This is a genomic window from Actinacidiphila polyblastidii, assembly GCF_036353415.1.
GTDB lineage: Bacteria > Actinomycetota > Actinomycetes > Streptomycetales > Streptomycetaceae > Actinacidiphila > Actinacidiphila polyblastidii.
In genome coordinates this window covers 49,280-61,922 of the sequence record NZ_JAZEWV010000016.1, presented here as the reverse complement: position 1 = coordinate 61,922, position 12,643 = coordinate 49,280, and the positions used below count along the sequence as shown (strand labels likewise).

11 protein-coding genes are annotated in these 12,643 nt (G+C 75.1%); 8 read left to right on the top strand and 3 right to left on the bottom strand.

All coding sequences use genetic code 11. The features are described 5' to 3' along the window. Positions 1-146 precede the first annotated feature (146 nt). Together V2S66_RS20150 and V2S66_RS20145 are read left to right on the top strand one after the other, a co-directional pair. Entirely contained in the window at positions 147-1,025 is an 879-nt protein-coding gene (locus tag V2S66_RS20150) for a MurR/RpiR family transcriptional regulator (protein ID WP_330797279.1), read from the top strand. Positions 1,026-1,187: 162 nt separating this feature from the next. Beyond that, positions 1,188-1,703, top strand: coding sequence for a hypothetical protein (locus V2S66_RS20145; protein ID WP_330797278.1), 516 nt, complete (start codon positions 1,188-1,190; stop codon positions 1,701-1,703). A 31-nt stretch (positions 1,704-1,734) separates the two neighbouring features. Here V2S66_RS20145 and V2S66_RS20140 read toward each other — a convergent pair whose 3' ends face one another. Next, a complete protein-coding gene (locus V2S66_RS20140) occupies positions 1,735-3,057 on the bottom strand; it encodes a type III PLP-dependent enzyme domain-containing protein (RefSeq protein ID WP_330797333.1) in 1,323 nt (440 codons plus the stop codon). A 261-nt stretch (positions 3,058-3,318) separates the two neighbouring features. Here V2S66_RS20140 and hutU point away from each other — a divergent pair, with 261 nt between their 5' ends. From hutU to hutI, 4 genes are all read left to right on the top strand, one after another. Next, positions 3,319-4,983, top strand: coding sequence for a urocanate hydratase (gene hutU / locus V2S66_RS20135; RefSeq protein ID WP_330797277.1), 1,665 nt, complete (start codon positions 3,319-3,321; stop codon positions 4,981-4,983). A 92-nt stretch (positions 4,984-5,075) separates the two neighbouring features. Further along, a complete protein-coding gene (locus tag V2S66_RS20130; protein WP_330797332.1) occupies positions 5,076-6,290 on the top strand; it encodes an allantoate amidohydrolase in 1,215 nt (404 codons plus the stop codon). Beyond that, positions 6,281-7,627: a formimidoylglutamate deiminase gene (locus V2S66_RS20125; RefSeq protein ID WP_330797276.1), complete on the top strand. Its 1,347-nt coding sequence runs from the start codon at positions 6,281-6,283 to the stop codon at positions 7,625-7,627. The genes V2S66_RS20130 and V2S66_RS20125 overlap by 10 nt, the downstream gene beginning before the upstream one ends. 133 nt (positions 7,628-7,760) lie before the next feature. Beyond that, positions 7,761-8,984, top strand: coding sequence for an imidazolonepropionase (gene hutI / locus V2S66_RS20120; protein WP_330797275.1), 1,224 nt, complete (start codon positions 7,761-7,763; stop codon positions 8,982-8,984). Here hutI and V2S66_RS20115 read toward each other — a convergent pair. After that, positions 8,949-9,833: an RNA polymerase sigma factor SigF gene (locus tag V2S66_RS20115; RefSeq protein WP_330797274.1), complete on the bottom strand. Its 885-nt coding sequence runs from the start codon at positions 9,831-9,833 to the stop codon at positions 8,949-8,951. The genes hutI and V2S66_RS20115 overlap by 36 nt on opposite strands. A 203-nt stretch (positions 9,834-10,036) precedes the next feature. On the opposite strand from V2S66_RS20115, the gene V2S66_RS20110 reads away from it, so the two are divergent. Both V2S66_RS20110 and V2S66_RS20105 read left to right on the top strand, forming a co-directional pair. Beyond that, entirely contained in the window at positions 10,037-10,405 is a 369-nt protein-coding gene (locus tag V2S66_RS20110; RefSeq protein WP_330797273.1) for an STAS domain-containing protein, read from the top strand. 143 nt (positions 10,406-10,548) lie between these two features. Then, entirely contained in the window at positions 10,549-11,046 is a 498-nt protein-coding gene (locus tag V2S66_RS20105; protein WP_330797272.1) for an ATP-binding protein, read from the top strand. A 25-nt stretch (positions 11,047-11,071) separates the two neighbouring features. On the opposite strand, the gene pdxR is transcribed toward V2S66_RS20105, so the two are convergent. Then, on the bottom strand, positions 11,072-12,604 hold the full coding sequence (gene pdxR, locus V2S66_RS20100) for a MocR-like pyridoxine biosynthesis transcription factor PdxR (protein WP_330797271.1): 1,533 nt from the start codon (positions 12,602-12,604) through the stop codon (positions 11,072-11,074). Positions 12,605-12,643 lie beyond the last annotated feature (39 nt).

The following is a 12,643-nucleotide window of genomic DNA, read 5'->3' as shown; positions in this document are numbered from 1 at the left end:
GAGCGCTGGGCGCAAGGCCGGGTCGGCGGCCGTGCCCTTGCCTGCCTGCATATCTTCATGCAGAGTCTTGTCACGGTGAATAACGGCCGGTGGGCGGGGCCGACGGCACACGCCCGCGGCAGGGGAAAGCAGGGGACGGACAGGCGATGAGCAGCGGTACGGACAGCGGCGCGGACAGCCACCCCGCCGGGGGCGGCGACCCCTCGGCGCGGCTGCTGAAGCTCTTCGAGGCGCACCGGCTCACCCCCACCCAGCGCAGGATCGCGCACTGCCTCGTCCGCAAGGCCGCGGAGGCGCCGTTCCTGTCCAGCGTGGAGGTCGCGGAACTCGCCGGCGTCAGCCAGCCGTCGGTCACCCGGTTCGCCGTCGCCCTGGGCTTCGACGGCTACCCGGCCCTGCGCCGGCACCTCAGAGAGGTGGCGCCGGCGGCCGCGCCCGCGGACGCCGCCACCTACAACGAGTACCAGCAGGCCGTACACGCCGAGATCGACAACCTGCGGCACCTCGCGGCGCTGCTCGCCGACCCCGAACCGGTCACCCGGGCCGGCGCGCTGCTCGCCGCATCCCGGCCGCTGCCCGTGCTCGGCCTGCGCGCGGCCGGCGCCCAGGCCCGCGGCTTCGCCTACTTCGCCGCCAAGGTGCACCCCGATGTGCGCCTGCTCGACGAGGGCGGCACCGTGCTCGCCGACCGCATCGACGCCGCGGTCCGCGCCGGAGCGAGCGCGCTGCTGTGCTTCGCGCTGCCCCGCCACCCGCGCGAGGTCGTCGACGCCCTCCGGCACGCACAGGAGGCGGGGCTCACGGTGGTGACCGTGGCGGACAGCGCGTTCGCCCCGGTCGCCGCGCACAGCGACCTGCTGCTCCCCGCCGCGGTCGGCACCGGACTGGCCTTCGACACGGCCTGCGCGCCCATGCTGCTGGGCCGGGTGCTGCTGGAGTCGATGTGCGACGACCTGCCGGACGCCCAGGCCCGGCTGGAGGAGTTCGACGCCCACGCGGCGACGCGCGGCGTCTTCGTGGACTGAGAGAGGCGGCGGGGGAGGGGGCGGGCCCCCTCCCCGGTGCGTCCCCCCTGCGTCCCCGGCGCATTAACGAAAATCTGAGAATCACGAAGTACCCTCCCGAGCACTTGGACGACGACGAGGAGGGAGCGCGACGTGGTGCGCGGGGCCTACACAGTGGCGCGGGTGGCAGTGACGGTGCGCGCGGCGGCGTGCTGGCTGTTCTGGCTGGGGGTGGTGGCGGCGGCGCCGGGGACGGCGGTGACGTTCAGTCCGACCGGCCGCAGGATCGGTGTGATGGCGGGCGCGGCGTTGTTCGTCGTGGCCGCGGCGGTGGCCTTCCTGGTGCGCGGCGGCCGGTACGGGAAGCGGGCGGGGACGGCGGCGCGGGCGGCGAAGTCGGTGGTGCTGCAGGACCGGAAGGCGACCGCGCGGCTGTGGCTGCGGCGGCGCCGGTGGTGGCTGCTGGCGCTCTTCGTGCCGGCCCTGGGTTCCTCCGCGGCGCTGCCGTGTGCCGGCGGGATGCTGGTGGCGGGGGTCGGCGCGGGCCTGTGGGCGAGTTCGCGGCGGGTGGCGCGGCTGGAGCGCTCGCGTGAGTCGCTGCTGTGGGTGCGGCCGGACGGCGATCCGGCCGCGTACCTGCTGACCGGGATCGCCGCGGGCGACGCGGCGCCGGGCGGGGGCCCGCGCCGCCGCCGCTGAGCGTGGCGCGGCGGCGGCGGAGCGGCCCGCTTCAGCCGCGGCGCAGCGGCGGCAGGCCGCCGCCGCTCTCGGCGACGATCTCGGCCTCGGTCTGGGCGGCCCGCACCGGGGCGAAGTCGACGGAGCCGTCGGGGTGCGCGGTGTAGCCGTGGACGGCTGGGCGGGGCAGCGAGTTGTACGCGAAGTGGTTGGAGAAGTAGTAGGCGCCGGTGTCGAGGAGGGCGACGTGGTCGCCGGCGGCGAGGAGCGGCAGGGCGCGGTCGCGGGCGACCAGGTCGCCGGCGAAGCAGCAGGGTCCTGCGACGTCCTGGGCGACGGGTTCGCCGTCCTTCTCGCGTCCCTTGGCGTCGAGCGCCAGCACCCGGATCGGCCAGGCCTCGGGGACGAAGACGGTGCGGGTGGCGACCTGCGCGCCGGCGTGGGTGACGGCGATGGGCCGGCCGCCGGCCGACTTGGCGTACTCGACGCGGGCGAGGACGGCGCCGTTCTTGGCGAGCAGTGAGCGGCCGAACTCGGTGACCAGGCCGTAGCGGCCGTCGAAGAGGCCGGGGATCTCGGCCCGCAGCAGGTCGGCGTAGTCGGCGAAGGTGGGGTGGACGTCGTCGGACGCGAAGTCGACGGGGAGGCCGCCGCCGATGTCGAGCACGGTGATCTGCCGGCGGCCGGCAGCCGCGTTGATCCGCTCGGCGAGGTCGTAGGCGGCCCGTACGCCGGCCGCCATCAGTTGCAGCGGCACGCCCTGCGAGCCTGTGTGGGTGTGCAGGCGGTTGAGCCACGGCCGCTGAGCGTAGGCGCGCAGCACCCACTCCTCGGCGCCCGGGTCGCGCAGCGCCACGCCGAACTTGGAGGTGGCGGTGGCGGTGCTCATCGCGCCGATGCTGCCGGCGCCGATCTGCGGGTTGACGCGCAGGCCGACCGGGGAGGTGGAGGGCGCGCCGGCGATCAGCGCGTCGATCCTGGCGAGTTCCTGCGGGTTGTCGGCGTTGACGGCGATGCCCAGGGTGAGCGCTTCGCGCAGTTCGGCGGTGGTCTTGGCGGGGGAGTCGAGCACGGTGCGCTCGGCGGGGATGCCGGCTGCGCGGGCCAGCGCGAGTTCGCCGGGGCTGGCGACCTCGGCGCCGAGTCCGCACTCGCCGAGCAGGGCGAGCACCGGCACGAGGGAGGCGGCCTTGACCGCGAAGGTGTGGGTGACCTCGACGCCGGGGGTCGCGAAGGCGGCGTGCAGCGCGGTGGCCGTCTGCTGGATGCCGGTGATGTCGAGCAGCCCCACGACGGGTGCGTGCTCGTCCACCAGGCCTCGTTCCACGGCCGCGCGCAGCGCGTGACCCCGTCGTATCCCCAGCTCATCCGTCATGGCAGCCATCCCATCACCTCGCCTCCCGGGCTCGCCACCCAGGTCCGGCCGGTGGAACGCCGGCGCCCGGCGCACCGGTCCCCGGGGCGGTGCGGCGGCAATGATCGCGCGGCGGCATGGCCGGGGCGGCGGCAGCCGCGGGGCCGTGGCGGGGCGGGCGCGCGGGCGGTGGGAGGCCGCCTTGTTGACTAGAGCTATTCAGCTAGCCAGGATGTGAATGGATAGCACCATCCGGGTTGACGCCACGAGGAGGCCGGACCGATGACGGGACCGAGGCCGGTACGCGCACCGCGCGGGACGGAACTGAGCGCTCAGGGCTGGCAGCAGGAGGCCGCGCTGCGGATGCTGCAGAACAACCTCGACCCCGAGGTGGCCGAGCACCCCGACAAGCTCGTCGTCTACGGCGGCACCGGCAAGGCCGCCCGGGACTGGAACTCCTTCGACGCGATGGTGCGCACCCTGCGCGGCCTCAAGCAGGACGAGACGATGCTCGTCCAGTCCGGCCGCCCGGTCGGCGTGATGCAGACCCACGAGTGGGCGCCGCGCGTGCTGATCGCGAACTCCAACCTGGTGGGCGACTGGGCCACCTGGGAGGAGTTCCGCCGCCTGGAGGCCCTCGGCCTGACCATGTACGGGCAGATGACCGCGGGCTCGTGGATCTACATCGGCACCCAGGGCATCCTCCAGGGCACCTACGAGACCTTCGCCGCCGTCGCCGAGAAGCACTTCGGCGGCACCCTGGCCGGCACCGTCACGCTCACCGCGGGACTCGGCGGCATGGGCGGCGCGCAGCCGCTCGCGGTCACCATGAACGGCGGCGTCGTGCTCTGCGTCGACTGCGACCCGCGCGCCATCGACCGGCGCATCGAGCACCGCTACCTCGACGTGAAGGCCGACTCCCTCGACCACGCGCTGCACCTCGCCACCGAGGCCAGGGACGCCCGCCGCCCGCTGTCCATCGGCGTGCTCGGCAACGCCGCCGACCTCGTCCCGCAGCTGCTGTCGATGGGCGCGCCCATCGACATCGTCACCGACCAGACCTCCGCCCACGACCCGCTGGCGTATCTGCCGACCGGCGTCGACTTCGCCGACATGGCCGCCTACGCGGCGGAGAAGCCCGCGGAGTTCACCCAGCGGGCCCGGGAGTCGATGGCCCGCCACGTCGAGGCGATGGTCGGCTTCCAGGACGCCGGCGCCGAGGTCTTCGACTACGGCAACTCGATCCGCGGCGAGGCGCGACTGGCCGGCTACGACCGGGCGTTCGCCTTCCCCGGCTTCGTGCCCGCGTACATCCGCCCGCTGTTCTGCGAGGGCAGGGGGCCGTTCCGCTGGGCGGCGCTGTCCGGCGACCCCGCCGACATCGCGGCGACCGACCGGGCGATCCTCGACCTGTTCCCGGAGAACGAGTCGCTCGCCCGCTGGATCAGGCTGGCCGGCGAGCGCGTCCACTTCCAGGGCCTGCCGGCCCGCATCTGCTGGCTCGGCTACGGCGAACGGGACCGCGCGGGCGAGCGGTTCAACGAGATGGTCGCCGACGGCACCCTCAAGGCCCCCATCGTCATCGGCCGCGACCACCTCGACTGCGGCTCGGTCGCCTCGCCGTACCGCGAGACCGAGGCGATGCTCGACGGCTCCGACGCGATCGCCGACTGGCCGCTGCTCAACGCCATGGTCAACGTCGCGTCCGGCGCGTCCTGGGTGTCCATCCACCACGGCGGCGGCGTCGGCATCGGCCGCTCGCTGCACGCCGGGCAGGTCACCGTGGCCGACGGCACTCCGCTGGCCGCCGAGAAGATCCGCCGGGTGCTCACCAACGACCCCGGGATGGGCGTCATCCGCCACGTCGACGCCGGCTACGACCGCGCCGACGAGGTCGCCGCCGACCGCGGCGTCCGCGTCCCGATGCGCGAAGGCACCCCCCAGTGACGGACCCCGCAGCCGCGGACCCCTCGGCGACGGCCCCGGCGGCGCCCGGCCCCGCCGCGACCGGGCTCCGCCCGGCGGCCGGCTTCCACGAGATGTGGCGGGACCTGGCGCCGATCGGCCGGCACGCCGCCTCCGGCGGCTACCGCCGCTACGCCTGGAGCGCCGCCGACACCGACTGCCGCGCCTGGTTCCGCGACCAGGCCGAGGCGCGCGGGCTGCACTACGAGACGGACCGCAACGGCAACCAGTGGGCGTGGCTCGGCGACCCGCGGGGCGAGGGCGCCGTGGTCACGGGCTCGCACCTGGACTCCGTCCCGGACGGCGGCGCCTTCGACGGCCCGCTCGGCGTCGTGTCGTCCTTCGCCGCCCTGGACGTGCTGCGCGAGCGCGGCGCCGCCTTCCGCGCCCCGGTGGCCGTGGTGAACTTCGGCGACGAGGAGGGCGCGCGGTTCGGCCTGGCCTGCACCGGCTCCCGGCTGACCGCGGGCCGGCTCGACCCGGACGCGGCCCGCGCGCTGCGCGACGCCGACGGCGTCAGCGTGGCGCAGGCCATGGAGCGCGCCGGGCACGACCCGGCGGCGATCGGCCCGGACCCCGAACGCCTCGCGCGCGTCGCGGCGTTCGTCGAGCTGCACATCGAGCAGGGCAGGGCGCTGGCCGAGCCGGCCGGCGGCGGCGCCCCCGCGCACGCCGTCGGTGTCGCCTCCGCGATCTGGCCGCACGGCCGCTGGCGGTTCGACTTCGCCGGCGAGGCCAACCACGCCGGCACCACCCGGCTGCAGGACCGCCACGACCCCATGCTCACCTACGCCACCACCGTGCTGGCCGCCCGCAAGAAGGCCCGGCTGGCCGGGGCGCTGGCCACCTTCGGCAAGGTGTCCGTCGAGCCGAACGGCGTCAACGCCATCGCCTCGCTGGTCCGCGGCTGGCTGGACTCGCGCGCGGCGGACGAGGAGACCCTCGCCGAGGTGGTCGCGGCGATCGAGCAGGCGGCCCGCGAACGCGGCGCCCGCGACGGCGTCTCGGTGCACGTCACGCGGGAGTCCTTCACCCCCGTGGTGGAGTTCTCCCACGAACTGCGCGACCGCCTCGCCGCGCTGGTCGGCGGGGGCGCCCCGGCCCCCGTGCTGCCGACCGGCGCGGGACACGACGCGGGAATCCTCTCGGAAGCCGTGCCGACCGCCATGCTGTTCGTACGCAACCCCACGGGCGTCTCGCACTCCCCGGCGGAAACCGCCGCGGAGGACGACTGCGTCGCAGGGGTGACCGCGCTCGCCGACGTACTGGAGGGTCTCGCGTGCAGGTGAGGTACTGGCTGGAGCACGCGTGGCTGGACCCGGTCGTCGAGCCCGGTGTCCTGCTGACCGTGGACGGCGGGCTGATCGCGCGGGTGGACACCGGTGTGGTCGCGCCGCCGCCCGGCGTGACGGTGCTGCGCGGCCTGACCCTGCCGGGGCTGGCCAACGCGCACAGCCACGCCTTCCACCGGGCGCTGCGCGGCACCGTGCAGGTCGGCACCGGGACGTTCTGGACCTGGCGCGAGTTCATGTACTCGGTCGCCTTCCACCTCACCCCCGACTCGTACTTCGAGCTGGCCCGCGCGGTCTACGCCGAGATGGCGCTCGCCGGTGTCACCTGCGTGGGCGAGTTCCACTACCTGCACCACCAGGCGGACAGCAGGCCCTACGCGAACCCCAACGCGATGGGCGAGGCGCTCATCGCCGCCGCGGCGGAGGCGGGCATCCGCATCACGCTGCTGGACACCGTGTACCTGCACGGCGGCCTGACCCGCGACGGGTACCGGCCGCTGGAGGGCGTCCAGGCGCGCTTCGGCGACGGCACCGCCGAGCGCTGGCACGACCGCTGGACGCAGCTCAAGGGCGCCGAGCACGCCAGGATCGGCGCCGCCATGCACTCGGTGCGCGCCTTCTCCGACCGCGACGGCTACGCCGACTTCGCCCGCTGGACCGACGGCGTGCCCACGCACGTCCACCTGTCCGAGCAGCCCGCGGAGAACGAGGCGTGCCTGGCGGTGCACCGCCGCACGCCCGCCCGGCTGCTCGCCGACTCCGGCTTCTGGGGGCGGCACACCACCGCGGTGCACGCCACCCACCTGACCGGCGAGGACATCGGGCTGCTCGGCCGGGCCCGCAGCACCGTCTGCATGTGCCCCACCACCGAGCGGGACCTCGCCGACGGCATCGGCCCGGCGCCGCAACTGCGCCGCGCGGGCAGCGCGCTGAGCCTGGGCAGCGACAGCCACGCGGTGATCGACCTGCTCGGCGAGGCGCGCGCGATGGAGCTGAACGAGCGGCTGCGCAGCCGCACCCGCGGCCACTGGACCGCGGCGCAGCTGCTGCGCTCGGCGAGCGCGGACGGCCACGCCTGCCTCGGCTGGCCCGAGGCGGGACGCCTGGAGGCGGGCGCGCCCGCCGACCTCGCCACCGTCGCCCTGGACTCGGTGCGCACCGCGGGCCCCGCCCCCCGGCTGGGCCCCGAGACGGCCGTGTTCGCCGCGACCGCCGCCGACGTGCGGCACACCGTGGTGGCGGGCCGGGAGATCGTGCGGGACGGGCACCACCTGCTGGTCGAGGACGTGCCGGGCGCCCTGGCCCGGTCGATCGGCGCCGCACTGCACGGCTGAGCGCGGCGGAGTGCGGCCGCGGCGGCGTACGGCCGGGGCGGGCGCGCCCGCGGCGTACGAGCGCGGTGCGCGGCGGCGCCGCACGACGACACTTCATGACGCCCGACGACGACGAGACGAGGACGCGGAGGCCATGACGGCCAGCACGGTCATCACCAACATCGGCAGCCTGGTCACCAACGACCCCGCGCGGGTGGACCCGCGCAGCGACCCGCTGGGGCTGGTCGCGGACGCCGCCGTCGTCATCGAGGGCGGCCGTGTGGCCTGGACCGGGCCGGCCGCGGACGCGCCGGCCACCGACAACCGGATCGACGTCGGCGGCCGGGCGCTGCTGCCCGGGTTCGTCGACTCGCACGCCCACCTGGTGTTCGCGGGCGACCGCAGCGCCGAGTTCGCCGCCCGGATGTCCGGCCGGCCCTACACCGCGGGCGGCATCCGCACCACGGTCGCCGCGACCCGCGCCGCGAGCGACGCGGAACTGTCCGCCAACGTCGGCCGGTTCGTCGCCGAGGCGCTGCGCCAGGGCACCACCACCGTCGAGACCAAGTCCGGTTACGGGCTGACCGCCGCCGACGAGGCCAGGGCGCTCCGGGTGGCCCGCCGGCACACCGACGAGACGACGTACCTGGGCGCGCACGTCGTGCCGCCGGAGTTCGAGGGCGACCCGGACGGCTACGTCGCGCTGGTCACCGGCGAGATGCTGGACGCGTGCGCGCCGCACGCGCGCTGGATCGACGTGTTCTGCGAGCGGGGCGCCTTCGACGGCGACCAGGCCCGCGCGGTCCTCACCGCGGGTGTGCGCCGCGGGCTGACCCCGCGGGTGCACGCCAACCAGCTCGGCCACGGGCCGGGCGTGCAGCTCGCCGTGGAGCTGCGGGCGGCCTCCGCGGACCACTGCACCCACCTCACCGACGCCGACGTCGACGCGCTGGCGAACAGCGCGACCGCGGGCGGCCCCGGCACGGTGGCGACGCTGCTGCCCGGCGCGGAGTTCTCCACCAGGGCGGTGTACCCGGACGCCCGGCGGCTGCTCGACGCGGGCGTCACGGTGGCGCTGTCCACCGACTGCAACCCCGGCTCGTCGTTCACCAGCTCGATGCCGTTCTGCGTCGCGGTCGCCGTCCGGGACATGGGCATGACCCCCGACGAGGCGGTCAGGGCCGCCACGGACGGCGGCGCGCGCGCCCTGCGCCGCACCGACGTGGGCACGGTCAGCGTGGGCGCGCGCGCCGATCTGCTGCTGCTGGAGGCTCCCAGCCACATCCACCTCGCCTACCGCCCGGGAGTGCCCCTGACGGCGGCGGTGTGGCGCGGCGGGCGGCTACTCCTCGACCATCAGCCCCCGGCGCAGACGTGACAACGTGCGGCTCAGCAGCCGCGACACGTGCATCTGGGAGATGCCCAGCTCCTCGCCGATCTCGGACTGTGTGAGGTTTCCCACGAAGCGCAGCGACAGGATCGTGCGGTCGCGCGGCGACAGCTGCGCGATCAGCGGCTTCAGGGACTCCACGTACTCGACGCCTTCGAGGTCGTGGTCCTCGTAGCCGATCCGGTCGGCGAGCGCGCCCTCCGGGTCGTCCTCCGCGGGCTGCGCGTCCAGCGAGCTCGCGGTGTACGCGTTGCTCGCCGACATGCCCTCGATGATCTCGTGCTCGGGCAGGTCGAGCCGCTGCGCCAGCTCCCGCACGGTGGGCGTGCGGTCCAGCTGCTGCGCCAGCTCGTCCCCGGCCTTCGCCAGGTCCAGCCGCAGCTCCTGGAGCCGCCGCGGCACCCGCACCGACCAGCTGGTGTCGCGGAAGAACCGCTTGATCTCGCCGACGATCGTCGGCATCGCGAAGGTGGGGAACTCCACCTCGCGGCTCAGCTCGAACCGGTCGATGGCCTTGATCAGGCCGATCGTGCCGACCTGGACGATGTCCTCCATCGGCTCGCTGCGGGTGCGGAACCGGGACGCGGCGAACTTCACCAGCGCCAGGTTCAGCTCCACGAGCGTGTTCCGGACGTAGCTGTACTCGTGGGTGCCCTCCTCCAGCGTCCGCAGCCGGGCGAAGAGCGTCTTGGACAGGGCGCGCGCGTCGACCGGTCCGATGTGGTCGTATGGCGGGATTTCCGGGAGCCCCTCGAGACCCTCCGGCACTCCCGCGCCGGTCAGGTCGCTGCCTGCTGTCTGCTCCTGCTCATGATCCAGGCCGAGCCGGGGTGTCATGTGCTCATCCCTCTCTCGCGGCGGTCAGGCTGTGCCGGAACTCGGTGGCATCCTTCAGCCGTATATCCACCCCTACCCCGATTCACCCGGGCGCCGCAACTTCCGGGGGTAAAAGTTGCCGACTACCGTCAGGTGGGGTGACCGCGTAGGGTCGGGGTCGCGTCAGCCGTGTTGTCATCGGCTGGGATGCACGAAGGAGACACATGGACCGCGAGGCGGTCGGCACCGCCGACCTGGGCAGACTGCATGTCTTGGTCACGCAGCACGGTCACTCCGCGGTCTTCACGCCCGCGGGGGAGCTGGACCACCACACCGCAGACCTGCTGTCCGCGCCGCTCGACGCCGCCGTCGACGCGGGGACGACGCGGCTGGTGGTGGACTGCTCGCAGCTGGCCTTCTGCGACTCCACCGGTCTGAACGTCCTGCTCGGCGCGCGGTTGCGGGCCGAGGCGCTCGGCGGCGCGGTGCACCTTGCCGCGATGCAGCCGACCGTCGCGCGGGTGTTCGAGATCACTGGCGCCGAAGCGGTCTTCACCGTGCACGACACGCTTGACCAGGCACTTCAGGAGTAGGTCGGAGCGGGCGACGGGGGCTGGACGCATGAGCGAGGTGATCGGCCGCGCCGGGGGTTTTATGGCGCGCCGGACGTGTTCCCGGAGATCGACCGGGCAGAAGAATGACGGACCCCGTCGGACATCCGTGAGGTGAGGCCAAGATGAGCACCACCAGGCCCTACGCCGCGGACGACCGTGGTCCCGACGTGGGCGACTCCGACGGAGAATCCGAGGTGGAGACCCGTGCCGTGGACCCCATGAGGCGATTGGCCCTCTCGGGCGAGAGCGGGATAGTGCCCCGCGCCCGGGACTTCACGCGGGAGGCGCTGCGCGACTGGGGATGGCTGCCCGCGGCCACCGCCGACCGCAGGGCCGCCGCGGAGGACGTGCTGCTGGTCGTCTCCGAGCTGGTCACCAACGCGTGCCTGCACGCAGGCGGCCCCGAGGAGCTGCGCCTGCACCGTGGCCCCAAGGGACTGCGCATGGAGGTCGTGGACGGCGGCGCGGGAGATCCGACGCCGCGCACCCCGCACCGCTCGGGGCGCCCCGGCGGCCACGGCATGTTCATCGTCCAGCGGCTCTGCCTGGACTGGGGCGTCGTCCGCAGCGCCGACCGGCCGGGCAAGACGGTCTGGGCGGAGATGGCCGCGCCGTCCTGAACCGTCGCACCGGCGAGCCGGTGCCTCAGGCCAGCTCCAGCGCCCGGACCAGCGCGGCCAGGGCGCCGGGGTAGGCGCCCTCCCCGGGGGTGCCGTAGCCCACGATCAGGCCCTGCGGGCGCTCTGCGGCCGCGGGGCCTTCCTGCGTCCGCGGGTCCCCGGCCCCCGGCCGCGCACCGTCAGGGGGCCGGGGGCCCTGCCGCGCTCCGTCCCGGTGCCAGTGGTCGGCGAGCGTCCCGACGGCCAGGCCCAGCCGTGCCGCCTGCCGCTGGACCGCCGCCTCGCCGGGGCCGCCCGCGGGCAGCGCGACCAGCGCGTGCAGTCCGGCGGCGATCCCCGCGGGCGCGTACCGGCCGGTGAGCCGGGACACCAGCAGGTCGCGGCGGCGCCGGTAGCGCAGCCGGCCGGCGCGTACGTGCCGGTCGTAGTCGTGGCCGGCGATCATCTCGGCGAGCGTCAGCTGCTCGATGACCCTGGTGTGGAAGTCGCTGTGCAGCTTGGTCTGCGCGACCGGCTCCACCAGGTGCGGCGGCAGCACGATCCAGCCCAGCCGCAGCGCGGGCCCCAGCGTCTTGGAGGCGGTCCCCACGTACGCGACGTGGTCGGGGGCCATGCCCTGGAGCGCGCCGACCGGCTGCCGGTCGTAGCGGAACTCCCCGTCGTAGTCGTCCTCGACGACCATGCCGCCCTCGCGCCGGGCCCACGCGGTCAGTGCGAGCCGCCGCTGCGGATGCAGGGTCACGCCGGTCGGGTACTGGTGCGCCGGGGTCACCACCACCGTGTCCGCGCGGACCGGGCCGCCCAGCAGGTCGCTGCGGGCGCCGCGGGCGTCGGTCGGCAGCGGCACGACGCGGCCGCCGTTCCTGCGCACCACCTCGCGGTGGAAGGACAGCCCGGGGTCCTCCATGGCGACGGTGCCGCCCGTGGTCCGCACCAGCAGCGCCAGCGCCTGCACGTAGCCGGTGGTGACCACGATCCGCTCGGGGTCCGCGGCCACCCCGCGGGCCCGTCCCAGGTACTCCGCGAGCGCGGTGCGCAGCTCGATCCGGCCGCGCGGGTCGCCGTAGTCGTACGCGGCCGAGGGCGCCGCGGCCAGCGCCCTGCGGGTGGCGCGCAGCCACGCGGCGGCCGGGAAGGCGGTCACGTCGGGGCTGCCGGGCCGCAGGTCGTGCCGGGGCGCGGCCAGGTCGCGGACCGGCCTGGCCGCGGCCGCCGCGCCGCCGCCGGGGCGCTGCGCGACGGCGGTGCCCGAGCCCTGGCGCGCGGTCAGGTAGCCCTCGGCGACGAGCTGGTCGTACGCCGCCTTCACGGTGCCGCGGGACAGGCCCAGCTGGTCGGCCAGCCGGCGGGTGGCGGGCAGCCGGGCGCCGGGCGCCAGCCGGCCGCCGCGCACCGCGTCGCGCAGCGCCCGCTCCAGCGCTGCCCTGCGGCCCCCCGAGCCGGGCCCGGCCGGAAGGTCGAGGGGGACGTCGAGAGGGGCGTCGGGGGGAGCGTCGGCGGGGCCGTCGAGCGGGAGGTCGAGATGGAGGTCCACGGAATTGGGCCATGATTCAGCCATGGAAGTGGAGCTTATCCCAGACCCAATCCGTTCGTAGAG